The organism is Spirosoma sp. SC4-14 (genome assembly GCF_037201965.1).
Lineage (GTDB): Bacteria > Bacteroidota > Bacteroidia > Cytophagales > Spirosomataceae > Spirosoma.
This window is the reverse complement of the sequence record NZ_CP147518.1, coordinates 3,545,124-3,563,837: the sequence shown is the minus strand read 5'-3', so window position 1 is coordinate 3,563,837 and position 18,714 is coordinate 3,545,124. Positions and strand designations below refer to the sequence as shown.

Annotated in this window: 15 protein-coding genes; 9 read left to right on the top strand and 6 right to left on the bottom strand. The window is 49.5% G+C overall.

Translation table 11 applies throughout. The annotated features are described in order from the left end of the window. Positions 1-3,138, top strand: a complete 3,138-nt coding sequence (locus tag WBJ53_RS14460; protein ID WP_338876852.1) for an efflux RND transporter permease subunit — start codon at positions 1-3, stop codon at positions 3,136-3,138. 151 nt (positions 3,139-3,289) lie between these two features. Here the strand turns inward: WBJ53_RS14460 and WBJ53_RS14455 are convergent, their stop codons facing one another. Further along, positions 3,290-4,042, bottom strand: coding sequence for an SGNH/GDSL hydrolase family protein (locus tag WBJ53_RS14455; RefSeq protein WP_338876851.1), 753 nt, complete (start codon positions 4,040-4,042; stop codon positions 3,290-3,292). Between the two features lie 172 nt (positions 4,043-4,214). Between WBJ53_RS14455 and WBJ53_RS14450 the strand changes: the two genes are divergently transcribed. Both WBJ53_RS14450 and WBJ53_RS14445 read left to right on the top strand, forming a co-directional pair. Continuing rightward, complete coding sequence (locus tag WBJ53_RS14450) at positions 4,215-4,823, top strand: sigma-70 family RNA polymerase sigma factor (protein WP_338876850.1); 609 nt, start codon at positions 4,215-4,217, stop codon at positions 4,821-4,823. Beyond that, positions 4,813-6,573: a hypothetical protein gene (locus WBJ53_RS14445; RefSeq protein ID WP_338876849.1), complete on the top strand. Its 1,761-nt coding sequence runs from the start codon at positions 4,813-4,815 to the stop codon at positions 6,571-6,573. The genes WBJ53_RS14450 and WBJ53_RS14445 overlap by 11 nt, the downstream gene beginning before the upstream one ends. 123 nt (positions 6,574-6,696) lie before the next feature. Here WBJ53_RS14445 and WBJ53_RS14440 read toward each other — a convergent pair whose 3' ends face one another. The 3 genes from WBJ53_RS14440 to WBJ53_RS14430 all read right to left on the bottom strand — a co-directional run bounded on the left by WBJ53_RS14440 (position 6,697) and on the right by WBJ53_RS14430 (position 9,535). Then, entirely contained in the window at positions 6,697-8,013 is a 1,317-nt protein-coding gene (locus WBJ53_RS14440; protein WP_338876848.1) for a sorbosone dehydrogenase family protein, read from the bottom strand. 111 nt (positions 8,014-8,124) lie between these two features. Next, positions 8,125-8,532 carry a GNAT family N-acetyltransferase gene (locus tag WBJ53_RS14435; protein WP_338876847.1) on the bottom strand — a complete coding sequence of 136 codons (408 nt, stop codon included), beginning with the start codon at positions 8,530-8,532 and terminating at the stop codon, positions 8,125-8,127. A 55-nt stretch (positions 8,533-8,587) separates the two neighbouring features. After that, positions 8,588-9,535 carry a pyridoxal-phosphate dependent enzyme gene (locus WBJ53_RS14430; RefSeq protein WP_338876846.1) on the bottom strand — a complete coding sequence of 316 codons (948 nt, stop codon included), beginning with the start codon at positions 9,533-9,535 and terminating at the stop codon, positions 8,588-8,590. 171 nt (positions 9,536-9,706) lie between these two features. On the opposite strand from WBJ53_RS14430, the gene WBJ53_RS14425 reads away from it, so the two are divergent. From WBJ53_RS14425 to WBJ53_RS14415, 3 genes are all read left to right on the top strand, one after another. Then, positions 9,707-10,633 carry a sugar phosphate isomerase/epimerase family protein gene (locus WBJ53_RS14425; protein WP_338876845.1) on the top strand — a complete coding sequence of 309 codons (927 nt, stop codon included), beginning with the start codon at positions 9,707-9,709 and terminating at the stop codon, positions 10,631-10,633. A 261-nt stretch (positions 10,634-10,894) separates the two neighbouring features. Beyond that, positions 10,895-12,034 (top strand): amidohydrolase, encoded by a 1,140-nt coding sequence (locus tag WBJ53_RS14420; RefSeq protein ID WP_338876844.1) that lies wholly within the window; start codon positions 10,895-10,897, stop codon positions 12,032-12,034. 57 nt (positions 12,035-12,091) lie between these two features. After that, on the top strand, positions 12,092-13,690 hold the full coding sequence (locus WBJ53_RS14415) for an aldehyde dehydrogenase (NADP(+)) (protein ID WP_338876843.1): 1,599 nt from the start codon (positions 12,092-12,094) through the stop codon (positions 13,688-13,690). Between the two features lie 61 nt (positions 13,691-13,751). On the opposite strand, the gene WBJ53_RS14410 is transcribed toward WBJ53_RS14415, so the two are convergent. Beyond that, positions 13,752-14,492, bottom strand: coding sequence for a hypothetical protein (locus WBJ53_RS14410; protein WP_338876842.1), 741 nt, complete (start codon positions 14,490-14,492; stop codon positions 13,752-13,754). A gap of 370 nt (positions 14,493-14,862) precedes the next feature. On the opposite strand from WBJ53_RS14410, the gene WBJ53_RS14405 reads away from it, so the two are divergent. The 3 genes from WBJ53_RS14405 (at position 14,863) to WBJ53_RS14395 (ending at position 17,765) form a co-directional block, all read left to right on the top strand. Continuing rightward, a complete protein-coding gene (locus WBJ53_RS14405; RefSeq protein ID WP_338876841.1) occupies positions 14,863-15,366 on the top strand; it encodes a hypothetical protein in 504 nt (167 codons plus the stop codon). Between the two features lie 82 nt (positions 15,367-15,448). Continuing rightward, positions 15,449-16,144, top strand: a complete 696-nt coding sequence (locus WBJ53_RS14400) for a hypothetical protein (protein ID WP_338876840.1) — start codon at positions 15,449-15,451, stop codon at positions 16,142-16,144. Further along, on the top strand, positions 16,098-17,765 hold the full coding sequence (locus WBJ53_RS14395; protein ID WP_338876839.1) for a S8 family serine peptidase: 1,668 nt from the start codon (positions 16,098-16,100) through the stop codon (positions 17,763-17,765). The genes WBJ53_RS14400 and WBJ53_RS14395 overlap by 47 nt, the downstream gene beginning before the upstream one ends. A gap of 7 nt (positions 17,766-17,772) precedes the next feature. Here the strand turns inward: WBJ53_RS14395 and WBJ53_RS14390 are convergent, their stop codons facing one another. Then, positions 17,773-18,519 carry an NUDIX domain-containing protein gene (locus tag WBJ53_RS14390; RefSeq protein ID WP_338876838.1) on the bottom strand — a complete coding sequence of 249 codons (747 nt, stop codon included), beginning with the start codon at positions 18,517-18,519 and terminating at the stop codon, positions 17,773-17,775. Positions 18,520-18,714 lie beyond the last annotated feature (195 nt).

Sequence of the window (18,714 nt, the reverse complement as noted above, 5' to 3'; positions counted from 1 at the left end):
ATGAGTCTCCCCGAACTAAGTTTAAGTCGGCCCGTATTTGCGATGGTGATGTCTATCGTTGTCGTCCTATTCGGTGTGATTGGCTTTACGTTCCTCGGTGTGCGCGAATATCCGGCCATTGACCCGCCGGTTATTTCAGTACGAACAAGCTATACGGGTGCTAACCCCGAGATCATTGAATCGCAGATTACCGAACCAATCGAAAAGTCGCTCAACAGTATCGAAGGCATTCGGACAATCTCATCGAATAGTTCGCTGGGGTCCAGCAATATTACGGTCGAGTTCAATCTGGACGCCGATCTCGAACAGGCGGCCAACGACGTTCGCGACAAAGTATCGCAGGCACAGCGGCAATTGCCTCAGGATATTGATGCTCCTCCGGTTGTCACTAAAGCCGATGCAAACTCCGATCCAATTATTTTTCTGAATGTTCAGAGCACCACACGCAGCCCAATTCAGCTATCCGACTATGCCGAAAACGTGCTTCAGGAGCGGTTGCAGACCATACCCGGTGTTAGTCAGGCCAATATTTATGGGCTCAAGCGGCAGGCGATGCGCCTGTGGATCGACCCAATCAAACTGTCGGCTTATCGGTTGACTTCGCAGGATATTCAGAATGCCCTGACCGCCCAAAATGTTGAACTGCCCGGAGGTAAAGTCTACGGAAACAATACTGAATTGACCGTAAAAGCCGTTGGCCGTCTGACTACCGAAGACGATTTCAATAACCTCATTCTCCGGCAAACCAGCAATCAGATTATTCGGTTTAAGGATGTGGGATATGCAACACTCGGCCCCGAAAACGAAGAAACGATCTCCAAACAAAATGGAAACGTGGGCGTCATTCTGGCCTTGATCCCTCAGCCGGGTGCCAATTACGTTAGTATTGCCGATGAGTTTTACAAACGATTCGATCAGTTAAAGAAGGACGTCCCAGAAGATATTATTCTGGTAGTTGGTACTGATCGCAGCATATTCATCAAGCGCGCTATCGAAGAAGTAGGCGAAACGCTGCTGATATCGTTTATTCTCGTCGTTCTGGTCATTTACCTTTTCTTCCGCGACTGGCTGATTGCGTTTCGTCCGTTGATCGACATTCCGGTGTCGTTGATTGGTGCCTTTTTTATTATGTACGTTGCCGATTTCAGTATCAACGTACTAACGCTGCTTGGTATCGTGCTGGCAACGGGTCTGGTGGTAGACGATGGCATTGTGGTCACAGAAAACATCTTTAAGAAAATTGAAGAAGGGATGGAGACGAAACAGGCTGCTAAAGAAGGCTCCAACGAGATTTTCTTTGCCGTTATTTCGACTTCGATCACGCTGGCGATTGTGTTCCTGCCCATTATTTTCCTACAGGGATTTGTAGGTCGTTTGTTCCGTGAGTTTGGTATTGTGGTAGCCGGAGCTGTTTTAATCTCGGCCTTCGTTTCGCTGACCCTAACCCCCGTACTAAGTGTAAAACTAACCAGTAAAAATCACGGTCGCTCCTGGTTTTACCGGAAAACGGAACCATTCTTTGAATGGCTCGACGAGAGCTATCGCCAGTCGCTCAGTAGTTTTATGAAGAAACGTCGCTGGGCCTTTATGATGATTGGCGTATGTTTAGCGATCATCTTCGGCATAGGTTCGCAGCTTAAGTCAGAATTGGCTCCTCTGGAAGACCGTGGCCGTACGCGCATTAGCATCACATCGCCCGAAGGAACAAGTTTTGAAGCGCAATCGGCGCTGACCGACCGCGTGCTGGACTTTGTGCTGGACTCCATACCCGAAAATAAGCTGGCATTCAGCGTTGTGGCACCAGGCTTCTCGGCTGCTGGTGCCGTTAACTCGTCGTTCGTGATGGTGAACATGGTCGATGCCGACAAACGGAAACGATCGCAACAGGAGGTTGTCGATTATCTGACCAAAAACCTGAAAAAGTTTAGCGAAGCTCGGATGTTTGCCACACAGGATCAGACCATTCAGGTAGGTCGGGGCGGTGGCTTGCCCGTTCAGTTTGTGATTCAGAACCTGAATTTCGAAAAACTGCGGGAAAAACTGCCTACGTTCCTCGACGAGGTTCAAAAAGACCCGACTTTCCAGACCTCCGATGTCGATCTGAAGTTCAACAAACCCGAACTTAATATTTCGATCGACCGGGAGAAAGCTACCAATCTGGGTGTTTCGGTTCAGGATGTAGCGCAGACGTTGCAGTTGGCACTTAGTAACCGCCGACTGGCCTACTTCCTGATGAACGGAAAACAATATCAGGTGATTGGTCAGGTAGACCGGGGCGACCGCGATGAACCTGTCGATCTGGCTTCGTTCTACGTGCGCTCAAGTCAGGGGCAGTTGATTCAGCTAGACAACCTCGTTAGATTTCAGGAAGTAAGTAGCCCTCCGCAGGTGTACCACTATAACCGCTTCAAATCGGCAACAGTATCGGCGGGTCTGGCTCCCGGTAAGACCGTTGGCGACGGCGTTGCGGCCATGCAGGCCATTGCCGCCCGGACGCTTGACAACACCTTCCAGACGGCTCTCTCTGGCCCATCGCGTGATTACGCTGAAAGTTCATCGAACACACTTTTCGCCTTTGGTCTGGCGCTCGTGCTGATCTATCTGGTACTGGCCGCTCAGTTCGACTCGTTCATCGATCCGTTTATTATCATGATGACCGTGCCACTGGCGCTGGCGGGTGCTGTGTTCTCACTCTGGATGTTTAACCAGACACTGAATATTTTCAGTCAGATCGGGATTATTATGCTGGTAGGTCTGGTAACGAAAAATGGGATTTTGATTGTCGAATTTGCCAACGAGCAACGATTGGCGGGTAAAAACAAGATCGATGCGGCCCTTGAATCGGCAGCTCTGCGCCTTCGCCCTATTCTGATGACTACGCTGGTAGCGGCTTTCGGTGCTTTACCCCTGGCAATGGCCTTAGGTTCGGCTTCGAAAAGCCGGGTTCCGCTCGGGATCGTTATTGTAGGCGGTCTGTTATTTTCGCTCATACTGACCCTGTATGTTGTGCCAGTTATTTACACCTACATGACCCGCCGGAAAGATGTGCCGCAGACCGATCAGGAGAACACCAAGAAACTGAACGGGCGGCCCACTGGCGATACCACCAAGCCAGAAGAAGTACAGGTACAGTTGTAAGCGTCCTATAGTAAAAAAGTGATCGGGCTCAATCGAATGTAAAACCTGCATTCGATTGAGCCCGATTCTGTTTGGGCTTTTCTGCAAAAAATCCCTGAGAAGAAATCCTCCCAGGGATACGACGCATCATAGGTTAGTAGAAAATGTTTATTTAATTCCGACGAATCGGACGAATGGAAACAATGGTTGGGGCTGCTACATAAAAATCAAAAAGTGCCAACCCAATTAATTCATGCCCAATAGCATTCAGATAGCTGGGGCTATTCTCCAGAAAATACTCTTCACGAGGATAAACCACAGAATCCGAATCGAACACACTAAATAATTGCCTTACTTCCGAGCGCATCAGGAGCGATTTTTCTTCCTGCCGAAGCCACTGAATACCAGACTCCTGATGCGGAAATGGACTAAGCAGAACAACTTTATGCCGATGTGGTCTCAGCAGAATCAGCAGTTTATCTAATTCGCGCCCAACTGAATTCAAACCAGGCAGTCGACCAATAGATGCCAATGCTTTCATTAGCTGAAGCTTTCCCCATTGCCGAATTTGTGTCCAGGGCTTCCGACGATTTGGCCCGGAAATCGTCGGAAGCGGTTCGGGCAACAATAAATCACCCGTCAAATCGGGTATTGATCCCGAATTAGCAGCAACTACAGCTCCTAAACCAGCCGGAAGATCAGCACATCCCTGACCGGTCTGGACGACAATCAAATCGTATCGTTCTAACGGCAATTTTTCTAGCGTCGACTGTATGGCCGATAGAGTAGAATGAGCATACGCTTCTACCTCAACCGACCGCCCGTTCTGGCTGATTTGCCGAATAAAGTGCCCCACAAAGCTGGGTTGTCCGGCAGTAAGGCCATATCCGCCTACATGCCGATCGCCAATTATCAATATCTTCATTGGATGAAGTGGCACCCAATATGCCGTTTTTAAACGATACGCCCCAGGTTGGACAAGTGTGGCAGGAAAGGCAAAAAAAATCCATAAAATATTGGTAATTCGATGCAACGATTCATATTGGTCTTTCGTATTAATACGTATATGCGCATACTCACTCTAATCGGAACGAACGTTGTTTTTCAAGAAATCGTCCTCGTTTGCCGAACATGACCTAATTAGTGTCATTCAGGCCTGCCGTGCCAAAGATCCCCGGGCGCAACGAACGCTGTTTAAGCAGTTTTTTGGGTATGCCAAGAGTATTTGCCTACGCTATACAAACAGCCGGGAAGAAGCCGAAGATGTATTGAATGAGGGATTCCTGAAGGTTTTCCAGAATCTGGATCGTTTTGACGAAACCCAGCCCTTTAAAGCCTGGCTTCGAACGATTTTGGTTAATACGGCCATTAGCCATTATCGGCGCAATCATCAGCTCGACCAACAAACTAATCTTGAATCGGGGGAACAGATAGCTGTAGATGAAGATGTTGTCGACCAGATTGCGGCCGAAGAAATTCTGGCACTAGTTCAACAGCTAACACCAACCTACCGAACGGTGTTTATGATGCACGTTGTTGATGGATATAGCCTCCACGAAATTGCAGGCATTCTATCGCACAACGAAGCTACGGTTCGCTCTAATTATGCACGCGCCCGTCAGAAACTTCAGCAGATGATTCGACAGGCGTATCCATTCCATGCTAAGACTGGCCCTGCGGCCCCATTGCCCTATCATGAAAACTGACCGTTTTGCCGATATTATCCGACGAAAGCTGGATAGCATCCGACCCGATTTCTCCGAGCGGGACTGGGATAGGATGCAGGCGACTCTTAAACAAGCTGGGGTTACGCCAGATCCCACTTCCTTTGCCGCTCATCCATTTGCTGCTCCGGCAGCCAAACTTGCAGTTGTTGGCGCAATAGGCACTGCTGTTTTCTTAACCACCACGATCTGGCAACACTATGAATTAAAACATTTACATCAAAATCTCCAGGAAGTCACTCAGAAAGCCAATCAATTGCAGACTCTGACTCCCCGTGCCGATAGCCTGACGCAGACAGTTGGTGGCTCGGAGCCTGTTGGTCAGGTAGGCAAAACAATGCAGCAGACCCCCGATCAGCCGGCCAACGCTGTTTCCGATACGCGAAAAACGACCACTGGCAACATCCCACGCGATACGGTCTACATTGACCGATATGTGATGGTACCATCGACATCGCCCCGGCGTCAGACTACAGCAACAGCCCAACCTGCCGATCAGTTAAGCCAGCGCACGGTCGACAAACGGTTATCTTCCTCCGATCGTTCGTCGGAAAGCACGCCATCGACTAACCCGCCGGAAGAACGTATCGCCAGTCAGCGTACGGGAAAACCCGCTGAGTTATCGACACCGACACCGGTTGACCTCGCCCCTGAAGCTACGGCTGTAAAAGAAACAGGCAATGTCGCCGTCGATAAATCGGGAGCATCACCCTCGGTATCTCCTGATAAAACAACCGGCCGGTCGATGACTTCTGCGAAAGCGGTAAACGCATCGACCGTTGAGCCCGTAAACGGGATTGCTACCGACAACAGCACGGCGGTGACTGTTAATGACCGAACAGGTAGCGGACAAAAAAATACGGATCGAACGCCTTATAGGGCCCCTTCCCAGGCTGATCGTTCGCCGTCTTTTCCGACAGAAGAAACCGCTATCCCGAAAGCCAACGAATCGGCCCGGTCGGTAACAACCTACGAACAGCTAACGGCATTGCCTATGCAAAACAATACGGTTCGGTGGGATCAGCTCCTGGCTCAGCGGGCAAAACGTATGCGTCCGGCTCGTACAACCATTGTTAGCGGACAGCCGCAATCGCCCGCCAGAAGCAAGCCGATCACACCGTTTTTTGCGGGCGTTCGTGTGGGAGCGGGTACCAATCTAAGCTCTCAACTGTCTACCTATGGGGCGTATTCGGAAGTTCTGTTGGGCAGGCATTTTGCGCTAAGCGTAGGTATTAATAAGGGAAATTTTGCGGCCTTGAGTTTCCGCGACGAAGATGACTATGATCGAGTAAATCATGAAGACTTTCGGCAACAGTTTGCCCGATTTGTCGATATGCATCAGGCTATTCTGAACATAAAGAGCACAACAACTCGGGTTCAGATGCCTATTCAGCTTAGCTATCGGATTCCGTTAAATCAGGCGTTTACACTAGCCCCTGTAGTTGGCACTAACCTGACTATACAGAATATGGAATCGCTGAGCTTTATTTCGTTATTTCAGATACGCCCCTCTTTGTTTGAACTGAAAACGTTTGATCGGAGCATTAACCGGCCTATCGACCTATTCAACAGTATGACCCTCGGAACCAATGTTGAATGGCATCAACACCATTGGGCGGTGCAGGCAGGGCCAGTTGTTACTATACCTTTCCAGACTACATCGTTCCCGGTTTCGTACTGTCAGGATAATGTGTCGGTTGGTTTACGGGCACGTTTGTTCTATCAGTTCTGATCGTTTGTGTAGCTCCCAACAAAGCGTTGGGTGGCATACCTAACAACTAATCCACTATATAAAAATCAAAGCGGGCACCAGGTCTGAACGACCTGATGCCCGCTTTGATTTCAGGCAGTTTCGTTACTTGCTGGCGGCTACACGCCAGACACGACCGGCGGCATCATCGGCAACCAGCAGAGCTCCGTCGGGCGTTACGGCCACTTCAACCGGTCGGCCATAGACGTCTTTATCGGTTCCGTTGGCAATAAACCCCGTCAGAAAGTCTTCTGGTTCACCGGGCTTTCCATCCGTAAAGGGAACAAAAACAACCTTGTAACCAGCCAAGGTTGATCTGTTCCAGGAACCATGCTGCCCAATAAACGCACCATTATGGTATTTTTCGGGAAACGCCGATTTATCGTAGAAAGCCAGGCCGAGCGACGCTGTGTGAGCCCCAAGGGGCACATCGGGAACAATTGCTTTTTTGACTAAATCCGGGCGCTCACCTTTCCGTCGAGGATCTTCATGTTGCCCGTAGTAGGAATAAGGCCAGCCGTAAAAAGCGCCTTCTTTTACGCTCGTGAGGTAATCAGGTACCAGCTCGTCGCCCAGTTCGTCGCGCTCGTTAACGGACGTATATAGCTTTTTGGTTTCTGGCTGCCAATCCATTCCAACGGGATTCCGCAAACCACTGGCATAAACCCGTTCGCCCGAACCATCGGGATTAATCTCCAGAATATTGGCCCGCCGAACTTCATTTTCTGGACCGTGCTCGCCTACATTACTCCCCGACCCCACCGACACATAGATTTTTTTACCATCGGGGCTAGCCAGCAAATTACGGGTCCAGTGGTTATTGTAGCCACCTGCCGGTAGGCTCAGAATTTTCTTTCCCTGAGCCGTCATTTTGGTCTGCCCAGTCTGGTAAGGGTATTCCCAGAGCGCATCGGTGTTGGCTACGTAAAACTTACCATTCAGGATGAGCATGCCAAAGGGCTGGTTAAGTCCCGATAGAAACACCTCGCGGAGCTCTGGTTTGCCGTCTTTGTTGGCATCGCGCAGTATTGTAATCCGGTTAGCGCTTTCGCCTGTTCGTTCGGATTTATTCTGCCCCGTAACGACATTTTTAACGGTCTGCTTTACACCTTTTCGTTCAGTATTCGCTTCCGAAACAAAAACATCGCCGTTGGGGGCAACATAAATACAGCGTGGACTTTCCAGATCATGGGCATAGTCGGTTACCACAAATCCGGCTGGTGCCTGTGGGGTTTTACCGGCGGGCCAGCCGATCACGTTGCTGAATTTAATAGCCGATTTTGTGGCATAGGGCGGAGGTAAAGCAATGGTTGTGTCGGTCATCGCTACTTCGGTAGTCGATGTATTGCTTTCTTTTTTCTGGCCACAGGCCGCTACAACGGCCATAAAAGCCGCCGTTACAATCAAAGTTTGTGTTTTCATCGTTGAGTATTCGTGTTCAGACGCTTCCCGAATGGTGTATTTACCGGCCTATTACAGCCCGGGCAATAAGCCGAAACGCTTCCCTACTAAACTCATGAAAATGATCTTTGGTTAAAGCGATAGCGAAAAGCGGGCGTATGGAATCGGACCTTTATAGAAGACCTCGCTTACGGGTTTCATGCCGAAACGGCGATAAAAATCGGCCGCGTCTAAACGGGCATCGCACCAGAGAGTAGTAGCCCCTAACTGTTTGGCTTCGGCAATAACATGGGTTAGTAGCTGAGTACCAATCCCGTTTCGCTGGTAGGCGGGGCTAGTAGCAAATTTGCGAAAACGGGCGGTTTCTCCATCAACAAAAAGTGAGATAACGGCCACCAGCACTTCGTCCAGAAATGCCCCGTAATGATACCCATCCTCATCATTATCGACTTTCACGAAGTCGAGCGGCTTATCGGGCCACAACACACGATGGCGGAGCGGATAGGTCTGTTCAGGAGTAATAAGTCGAATGTCGATCATTAGTAGTCATTGGTTATTGGAGGTTTCGTGTAGTAACGAATGGCCAATGCCCCGCCTAAAACGGTAATTTCCCTAAATCAACATTCCCTCCAGTTAGAATAATACCCACTTTCTGACCGGCAAACTGCTCTTTATGCTTTATCACTGCTGCCAGTGGTACGGCACTCGATGGCTCAATAACAATTTTCATTCGTTCCCATACCAGTCGCATGGCTGCACTAATTTCAGGATCAGAAACCGTCAGGATCTCGGAAACATGCGTCCGAATAATGGCCAGCGTCCGTTCGCTCAGGCTGGTCATCAGGCCGTCGGCAATGGTTTTGATGTAAGGTGCCTTTTCTACCCGACCACTCAGAAACGACAATATGGCATCGGCAGCGCCTTCTGGCTCTCCGGCAATGATGCGTGTGGTGGGCGACAGATAATGAGCCGCCAGTGCTGTGCCGCTCAACAAACCACCACCACCTACCGGTGCCAGAATGGTAGCGAACGGCTTGTCTTGTCCAAAATCTTCGATCAGTTCTTTGGTTGCGGTAGCCTGCCCAGCAATGACCCGGTCGTTGTCGAACGGATGGACCAAAACCGCCCCCGTTCGTTTGATTACCTCCAGCACACCTGCTTCCCGGGCTTCGAGCGTAGGCTCACATTCGATCACTTCAGCACCATAGCCCAGCACGGCTTCTTTCTTCACCTGAGGGGCCGTACGTGGCATCACAATGTAGGCTGGTATTCCTACCTGCCGGGCAGCAAAGGCAACAGCCTGCGCATGGTTGCCCGACGAATGAGTTGTTACGGCAGTTCCTTCTCCATTTCCGACAACCTGCAATACGGCATTTAGGCCCCCTCGGGCTTTAAAAGCCCCAATCTTCTGGAAGTTTTCGCACTTAAAAAACAAGTCGGCTCCGATACGTTCATTGATGGTTTTATTGGTCATCACCGCAGTATGGTGAACATAGGGGCGGATGCGATCGTGGGCTTCGCCAATGGTTTCGAGGGAGATCATCGGATAATTTGTAAGCAAATGCCGCAAATTACGAAGAAATTGGCCGGTGAACAGGTAATTCTTGCGGTTTATGCTCTTTTCTCCTTATGACCTTTCGGCTTTTGCTTGGTTTTTCGCCGGGGAAGCCAGTCTTTTGTTTACGCAAAACTCACGTATCAAATCCATTCTGTTATGAGCACGACTCGTCGTTCATTTTTAAAGCAGGCCGCCGGTTCGCTGGCAGGCCTGTCTCTGATGCCAGCCGCCTTTGCCGAAGTTACCAAGAAAAAAATGTTCTTCGATATTTCGCTGGCAGAATGGTCGCTCCATAAAGCCCTTTTTTCGAAGAAAATTACGAATCTCGACTTTCCTGGTATTGCCCGCAAAGAGTTCGACATTAGCATCGTTGAATATGTAAATCAGTTTTTCAAGGACAAGGCGCAGGATAAAACCTACCTGAACGATTTACTGACCCGGTGCAAAGACAACGGCATCACGAACCACCTCATCATGATCGATGGCGAGGGGAATCTGGGAGCTACCGATGCCGCCGAACGCAATAAGGCCGTCGACAATCACCACCGCTGGGTGGAGTGCGCCAAATACCTGGGTTGCAAAACCATCCGGGTTAATGCGGCCGGAAAAGGCACCGCCGACGAAGTAGCCCATGCTGCCATTGAAGGGCTAAGCAAACTGGGCGAATTTGCCAAAACAATGAACATCAACGTAATTGTTGAAAATCACGGAGGTTATTCGTCGGAAGGGAAATGGTTAGCGGGTGTGATGAAGCAGGTAAACATGAAAAACGTTGGTACTCTGCCCGACTTTGGTAATTTCTGTCTGAAACGGGGCGAAGGCCATACCTGTGTGGAAGAGTATGACCGCTATTTGGGCACGCAGGAACTAATGCCATTTGCTAAGGGCGTATCGGCCAAAACCTATAATTTCGACGATAGTGGTAACTGTATAGAAACCGACTATAACCGCATTATGAAAATCGTAAAAGACAGCGGTTTCAGAGGTATTGCCGGCATCGAATACGAAGGCGACAAGCTCGATGAATATGACGGCATTCGCAAAACGAAAGCCCTGCTTGAACGTGTTGGCGCTCTCGTTTAGTCCTTTTCGGTTCTAAATCGGTATAATAGAAGACTTTCGCAAAAACCGTACAGCCTACGACGCACCGTGGTTAGTTGGCACGTAATGAGAGAACCGTAGCACGTTTTTTTGCGAAAGTCCTGTACCATTAGTTATTGTTCATCGAGACCACGAAGAATAAACATTCGGATTCTTTGCGGTTCCACCTCTGTATCTTGTTGGACAACCAGTAGATATAGTTCTGGTTCAGCGCTCCATTCGTTCTGTATATTCGTATTCCGTATGCCGCCAGAATCAGTCGATCCGTTCATTCAGTTCAGACGAGAGCTTCACCAGTTTCCGGAGATTTCAGGTCAGGAGTATGCTACCCAACAGCGAATAAAATCATTCGTCAGCTCGTTTTGCCCGGCAAAAATTACTGAAGTTGGAAAGACGGGACTCCTGCTCCAATATGGTGAAGATTCGTCGGGGCCAACCACACTGATCCGGGCCGATATGGATGCGTTACCGATTCAGGAAATCAACGAATTTGGCTATAAATCCAGAAACGGTGGCGTTTCGCACAAATGCGGCCACGATGGTCATACCGCTACACTGACCCGGCTGGCCTCATTGCTTCATAAAAAGCCACCCGCCACCGGAGTTGTTTACCTGCTTTTTCAACCAGCCGAAGAAACTGGTGCAGGAGCCGAAGCGGTACTGAACGACCCGGCCTTTGCGTCTGTACACCCCGACCGTGTGTATGCGCTGCACAATCTGCCGGGCTATCCGCAAGGCGCTATTGTTTGCAAACCGGGCAATTTTACCGCAGCCGTAAAAAGCCTGATCGTCCGGTTCTTCGGAAAAGTATCGCACTCAGCCGAACCCGAGAATGGTATCAACCCGGCCTATCTGATGGCAGAATTTATCCTAAAAAGCAGGGATTTTGAGCACAACGATCCTGATTCGGAAGCCTTTGCGCTGATAACGCCTGTCTATACCACTCTGGGTGAACAATCGTATGGCATTTCGGCAGGCTATGGCGAAGTCCATCTGACATTGCGCACCCGGAATAACGATCGGATGGAAGCGTTGACCCACCTGCTGCTAACTACCTTATCGAACCTTTCGGCAGGCTCAGGCATTACACTAGAAACAGCCTATACGGAAGCTTTTTTTGCCAACCAGAACGACACAAAAGCGTATGAAGCGGTAAAGAACTGCGCCGAACAATTAGGGTATGCCTTTGTTGAAAAACAGGAACCCTTCAAATGGGGCGAAGACTTCGGTTTGTTTACTCAGCAATACAAAGGTGCCATGTTTGGCATTGGCGCTGGCCAAGACACGCCAGCGCTTCATAATGCCGATTACGATTTCAATGACCACTTGATTGAACCCGGCGCTCAGTTATTTGCAGCACTTATTGACCAATATCACACCTAATTCAGCAACGCGTTATCAGCAAACGCTACTTTTTTTGACCAATCCTGATTGAATAGTATGCCAACATTGGACTATCAACTTACCGCCAATTTCATTGGTAACGAAGCAACTACCGGCGAAGGTGACTTTTTCCGGGCTTTTGCACCAGCCAGCCACGAGCAGCTTATCGACGAATTCGCGAATGTGTCGAGCGAGCAGGCAAACCGGGCCGTAGAGAAAGCGGCCACGGCCTTTGCTACCTATACGCGACTACATCCAAATCAGCGGGCCGATTTTCTGGACGCTATCGCTTCCGAAATTGAATCGCTCGGCAATCTGCTCATTGAACGGGCCGTCTTGGAAAGCGGATTACCGGAGGGCCGCCTAACGGGCGAACGTGGCCGTACTGCGGGCCAGTTGCGTATGTTTGCCAGTCTGCTCCGCGAGGGTTCGTGGGTAGATGCCCGTATCAACCCAGCGCTTCCTAACCGTCAGCCCCTCCCCCGGCCCGATTTGCGACGGATGCTCATTCCACTCGGGCCGGTTGTGGTGTTTGGTGCCAGCAATTTCCCACTGGCGTTCTCTGTGGCTGGTGGCGATACGGCTTCGGCACTGGCAGCAGGCTGTCCGGTTGTTTTCAAAGCTCACCCATCGCACCCCGGCACATCGTCATTAGTCGGTCAGGCAATCACGACGGCAGCGCAGAAAACAGGAATGCCTGATGGCGTATTCTCATTAGTACATGCCGACAACTCGGTAGCTCAGGAACTGGTAGCGCATCCGTCCATAAAAGCCGTCGGTTTTACCGGATCGCGGGCGGGTGGTCTGGCTATTCAGCGAATAGCGCAGGAGCGGCCTGAGCCAATTCCGGTTTATGCCGAAATGAGTGCCGTTAATCCGCTTGTTGTACTGCCCGGAGCCATTCAGGAAAACGCCGTAAAAGTAGCCGAAGGGCTGGCTGCATCAATAACGCTGGGGGTTGGTCAGTTCTGTACGAATCCGGGATTGGTCTTTCTGCTGGATTCGCCACAAACGGAGCTTTTTCTCGAAACCGTAGCCGAAAAAATACGGGCTTCGTCGCCTGCTACCATGCTCAACGCAGGCATCTGTCATAACTACCAGAAAGGTGTGCAGCAGAATCGGGTGGTTCCTGGTGTGCACGTACTGGCCGAATCGGATATTGATGCTGAGAGTATCCGCACCGAAGGGCGCCCAACGGTTCTGACAACCACTGCTCCTCAGTTTCTGAGCACACCCACTCTGAGCGACGAGATTTTTGGCCCTACCTCACTCATCACGGTCTGTGCAACCGAAGCCGAACTCGCCGACTGCCTGAATACCCTCGAAGGGCAGTTGACAGCCACTTTATATGCCACACCAGCGGAGTTAACCGAATCTGCTGTCGATTGGGTGTCGTTGTTGCAAAGCAAAGCCGGTCGTGTACTTTTCGGAGGGTATCCAACAGGCGTTGAAGTTTGCGAAGCCATGACCCACGGTGGCCCCTATCCGGCTACAACCGACGGAGGCCGAAGCACGTCTGTCGGCACGGGGGCTATCCTACGGTTCGTTCGTCCGTTTACCTACCAGAGTTTCCCCGACCAATTACTGCCCTTAGCGCTTCAGAATGACAATCCGTTAGGTATCTGGCGAAATGTAGATGGTAAGCTGACCAAATAAGATAAAAAAAAGACACAACTCGCTTCTGGGTTGTGTCTTTTTTAGCCAGAAGGCAATCGGTTCATCTGCACTTCGACAGCACTTCAGCAGCCAGTTTCTTCGCGAGAGCAATGTTCTCATCCTCGTTGGCACTTACATCCGTAATGACCTGAAATGTGGTTTTGCCCGCCAGCACAATGAGGTGTTTTTCTTTTATACGCCAGGTAGCGGCATCACCAACGCCCTCAACCGGCCTGAACATAATGGCCTCACTGGAGAGTTCTTTTCCTAAACCAACTGCCGACTGGGTTTTCGTCTGATCATATCCTTTCTTTTCCAGCATTTCGCCTGCTTTTTTAAACGCTTCTTCTTTTTCGCTGGTCGTCATATTCCGATAAAAGAAGCGAAAATTCTCAACGGGCGAGCCTTTTTTCGCCATCATGAACATATCATTTCCCAGCCAGCTCAACCCGATTCGGTTTGATACATGTATGTCCATTTCCCGCCCCATCAGGTTTATTTTCTGCATACGATCGCTCGGCCAAACGTACTCATAGGTGTCGGTGTCATGACTCCTGGCCTCAGGGCGGTAGCTGTATTTTTTCTCTGCCTTCGCCATATCGCCGGAGTAATACTTCTGGATTTGTTCAAGCGGCAATAGTTTATCCAGTTTGGTTTGGTAGTTAATCAAACAGGTTCCTACATCGACTGTTGGGGCCAACTTGTCGGCAACTGACCGGGCCGCTTCGGTCTGGGCGTTATTGCCACAAGCTCCAGCAATCATAAATGACAAAATAACCGGAAAACGATAGGGAATGTCCATAGGCTTCGAAACGGATAGCTTTAGAATGTGAAAACACATGAAATAGGATACAGGCCCAACCAATTTGTCATAACCGGGAGTCAGGTCAGCTTTGGCCTAAAGTTTAGAGTTGGCAACCATCTATACCTGATGCAGTTTACAGGCCTGGGATTTGAATGTGTCAGTGAGGCTTTTCAGTTAATGACCAACACAATGGCAAGCCTTACATTCAGAATCCAGGGCGCACTGAAAGAACGCCCGATTTATCCGGCAGCTTTCGGTAGAATTGTGTATTAATTCACGTTGATTTGATACAAAGCCAGTCAGCAGGCATTTAAATTTCGTGAGGACATTTAGATTTGGGAATTAAAACCAAAGTAATTCCATTACCATGACACTTCGTGAAGTTTTCAATAGCATTTCAGGCCAGCCTACCCTGCTCTTTCTACTGTTGATGTCGGTACCGGCACTTGCCTTCCTGGCGACTGTATGGTCGGGCGAAACAGCCGAAGACATCTGGAAATGGCGGTATGTCTATGCTGTTCTGGTGTATCTGGCCTGTATTCCCGGAATCTTTGCTGTCACGCTGAACATCTATCTGTTTTTGTTCGACCGCCAAAGTATCTGGGATATGAATCTGGCGGTTCAGGTACTTCCTGTTCTTACGATGGGGATTACCCTTGGCATTATCCGTCGGAAGATGCCATTCAACTACATCCCGGCTTTTGGGAAACTATCCAGTGCATTAACACTAATTGCGGCTGTGATGGGACTCTTATGGATTATTGACCGAACCCGGCTCATAGCCATCACCTACATTCCCTTCACCTATATCCTGATTGGGTTTGTGAGTCTGCTACTCCTCATTCGTTTTGCCTGGAGCCGGATTTTTTAGGGTGGCTAAACGCTGGCGATAACCAGCATTTGCGCATTTATTATCTACACTTTACCTTCGGGGGTTACTTTGCATACCTTACATGAATCCCCGTAACTACATCCTGTATCTTTTTCTGTCCGGCGCTTTGCAGATCGGTTGCCAATCAAGCACAACTTCCCCTGTTGATCCCGGAACAGACTATTTCCCGCTTGAAACGGGGCGATATACTGTTTATTCGGTTACGGAACAACAATATGGCCTCAACGCGGTTCCTGTCCAGCGGACCTACCAGATAAAGGAAGAGATTGGGGCCTCCTATCAGGATGTGACTGGGCAGCCAGCTTTCAAACTGCTGCGCTACCGACGCGCTGCCGACAATCTGCCCTGGCAAGCCGATTCAATCTGGTCGATTCGTCAGGTGAATAATGAAGCCATTCGGACAGAAAATGGGCAGGATTTTGTCAAGCTACAATTCCCGATCAGTGACAACCTGACGTGGAATGGAAATCAGTTGAATGCACTTGGCGAGGATGCCTATCTGATGCGCAATACAAATCAGCCTTACCACGTTTCGGATAAGGAATACGATGAGACAGTTACGGTTGTGGCCCAGGATGATTCGACGCTGGTTTCGCAGGATAAACGAATAGAAGTCTACGCCCGACAAATAGGACTGATTTATAAAGAGCGCGTTCAGCTACAATTCTGCTCATCGAGTCCATCGTGCATCGGAACATACCAGATTGACTATGGGATTCGACAAGTGTACCGCATTCAGGCTTACGGCAAAGAATAAGATTGGCTGGCTAGTGGTTCTGTTTCTTCTGAACCACAGCATCAGCCACGGTCAGTCAACCCACAAATATCTGGTACTGCTCCGCGATAAGGCCAATTCTCCGTATAGTATAACCCGACCGGAAGCTTTTCTGTCGCAGCGGTCGATCCTTCGGCGGCAAAAGCAACACATTTCGATTACCGAACGCGATTTACCGGTCAATCCATCCTACATCAGTCAGCTTCAACAGGCCGGAGGCAAAATCTGGTTCCCTTCCCGCTGGCTCAATGCGGTGATGGTTGAGGCTACGGATGCCGTCATGGCTACTATTCAGCAATTGCCGTTTGTAAAAGGGCTGGAATTTGGCCGTTCGCTGGCCAATTTCCGGGTAGGTGCCGACAGCACCGGTAAGACGGTGAATAAATTTGAAAAAGCCGAAGGCATTCAGGCTCTGAACTACGGGGCATCGGCTTACCAGCTTTCGCAGATCGGGGTCGACCAAATGCACGATCAGGGTTATCATGGCGAAGGAATGCTGATTGGCGTACTCGATGCCGGTTTTCTGAATGCAAATAAGGTTTCATACCTAAAACCACTCTTCGACGATAAGCGCGTATTGGCTACCTATGACTTTGTTCAAAAGGAAACCAGTGTCTATGAAGATGATCAGCATGGCGTAGAAGTACTTTCGTTACTGGCGGCTACGGTCGATAACCAGTTGTATGGAACGGCCTACAAAGCATCATACATCTTATTGCGAACAGAAGATGCCATCCCCGAAAGCCGGGTTGAAGAAGCAAACTGGCTCTTTGGGGCCGAATATGCCGATAGCGCCGGTGTCGATATAATCAGTTCGTCATTAGGTTATACAACCTTCGATGATGCCTCAACCAACTATACCTACCAGGACATGGATGGTAAAACGGCTTTGTGTACACGAGCTGCCCAGATTGCTACCGAAACAGGTATGGTTGTGGTCGTAGCGGCAGGCAACGAAGGAAATGACACCTGGCACTATCTGACGGCCCCTTCCGATGCGGCATCGGTTTTGGCCATCGGTGCCGTTACTCAGGCAGGTGTGCAGACATATTTTAGTTCCTTTGGACCGTCGGCCGATGGGCGGATCAAACCCGACCTGGCAGCACGTGGTCAGGGGAATATACTCGGAAGCCCATCGGGTGCTATAACCAGTGGTCAGGGAACCTCCTTTGCCACTCCGCTTGTAGCCGGTTTGGCGGCAGGTTTCTGGCAGGCTCATCCGTATCTGACCGCCCAGCAGGTTACTGAAAGCCTTCGCCGGTCGGGAAACCAGTACGACAAGCCCGATGACAAACTCGGCTATGGTATTCCCAACTTCGGGCGGGCAGCTACCTACTCCGACGTATATAGTCAATTGCTTTTTTATCCTAATCCATTTAGCGAAGCAAACCCGCTGGTCGTTCAATGGGCCGAGTTAGGAACCAGCGCATCACTCGATGCAACCCTTATTGACCTGACAGGTCGAGTTATCTGGCATACGAATTACCCTCCGGGTGGCATACCCAATTTTGTTCTTCCCAATCTCAACCTTTCCGCTGGTATGTATCTTATGACGCTGATTTCGGGCAATAAGAAGCGTACGTTAAAAGTGGTGAAGCAATAAACGCACATTATTGAGCTGTTTGCTTTCGAAACCGGTATAAGTAAGGCGCTTTGTTGGCGGCACCGGTAAATTTCTTCTCCAGGCGTTCCAATACATTCATATCCAGTATCTTCTTCTGAAAATTATTGCGGGCAAAGGGTTTATCATAAATGGCTTCGTAGAGTTCCTGAACCTCTTTCATTGTAAAGGTTTCGGGCAGCAAATTAAAGGCAATCAGTTTCTGATCGAGATTAAGCCGAAGCGTTTCCAGCGCTTGTGCCACCATTTCGTTATGGTCCATGATCATCGTTGGCAATTCCTTAACTGGATACCAGTCAATGGATTCGTCAAGATCAATTTTTCGGGGAATCACTGTATTAATGTCGACCAGCGCATAATAGCCGATGGATACAAACCGCTGGGTAAACCAATCAAATTCTTTTCGATTGAATTGCTGATCACCAGGTTTACCAAGTTTGTCCTCATTTAGCTGAATCAATCGTTCCAGAAAAGCGCGGTTGGTTCGCGGAGCATCACCAAACACTCTGAACTGCTCCAGGTAGATATCTTTAATGCCAGTTCGCTCTTCCAGAATCCGGCGGGCCGCCTGATCGATCCCTTCATGCTGATAGATAAATCCGCTTGGCAACGCCCAGAAATTGCCCCTGAAATTCAGTTTGGGTACTAAAACATGGAGTTGTTTGTGTCGATAGCCAAAAATGACACAATCGATGGAAAGTTGTTGTATGTAGCCCTGTTCGCTGGGTGCATGCATAGCGTACTGGTTATTAGGTCAGGCAAAGGTAATGGGTTTACGGTATTCGGTTTATGGTTGGCTGACGCGTCAGCAATTCGTGCGTCAGCCAACCACAAACCGAATACCCAACCATAGTACTGCGAAGATATGGAGTTGGATAAAATTTATTGTCTAAATAATAGACAATAATAATTTTTATTTTCTACATTTGCC

What these genes read in the sequence shown, in the direction of transcription:
- WBJ53_RS14460 (WP_338876852.1), top strand. Translation starts at nt 1, where the DNA reads ATGAGTCTCCCCGAACTAAGTTTAAGTCGGCCCGTATTTGCGATGGTG.
- WBJ53_RS14455 (WP_338876851.1), bottom strand. Translation starts at nt 4,042, where the DNA reads ATGAAGATATTGATAATTGGCGATCGGCATGTAGGCGGATATGGCCTT.
- WBJ53_RS14445 (WP_338876849.1), top strand. Translation starts at nt 4,813, where the DNA reads ATGAAAACTGACCGTTTTGCCGATATTATCCGACGAAAGCTGGATAGC.
- WBJ53_RS14440 (WP_338876848.1), bottom strand. Translation starts at nt 8,013, where the DNA reads ATGAAAACACAAACTTTGATTGTAACGGCGGCTTTTATGGCCGTTGTA.
- WBJ53_RS14435 (WP_338876847.1), bottom strand. Translation starts at nt 8,532, where the DNA reads ATGATCGACATTCGACTTATTACTCCTGAACAGACCTATCCGCTCCGC.
- WBJ53_RS14430 (WP_338876846.1), bottom strand. Translation starts at nt 9,535, where the DNA reads ATGATCTCCCTCGAAACCATTGGCGAAGCCCACGATCGCATCCGCCCC.
- WBJ53_RS14425 (WP_338876845.1), top strand. Translation starts at nt 9,707, where the DNA reads ATGAGCACGACTCGTCGTTCATTTTTAAAGCAGGCCGCCGGTTCGCTG.
- WBJ53_RS14420 (WP_338876844.1), top strand. Translation starts at nt 10,895, where the DNA reads ATGCCGCCAGAATCAGTCGATCCGTTCATTCAGTTCAGACGAGAGCTT.
- WBJ53_RS14415 (WP_338876843.1), top strand. Translation starts at nt 12,092, where the DNA reads ATGCCAACATTGGACTATCAACTTACCGCCAATTTCATTGGTAACGAA.
- WBJ53_RS14410 (WP_338876842.1), bottom strand. Translation starts at nt 14,492, where the DNA reads ATGGACATTCCCTATCGTTTTCCGGTTATTTTGTCATTTATGATTGCT.
- WBJ53_RS14405 (WP_338876841.1), top strand. Translation starts at nt 14,863, where the DNA reads ATGACACTTCGTGAAGTTTTCAATAGCATTTCAGGCCAGCCTACCCTG.
- WBJ53_RS14400 (WP_338876840.1), top strand. Translation starts at nt 15,449, where the DNA reads ATGAATCCCCGTAACTACATCCTGTATCTTTTTCTGTCCGGCGCTTTG.
- WBJ53_RS14395 (WP_338876839.1), top strand. Translation starts at nt 16,098, where the DNA reads ATGGGATTCGACAAGTGTACCGCATTCAGGCTTACGGCAAAGAATAAG.
- WBJ53_RS14390 (WP_338876838.1), bottom strand. Translation starts at nt 18,519, where the DNA reads ATGCATGCACCCAGCGAACAGGGCTACATACAACAACTTTCCATCGAT.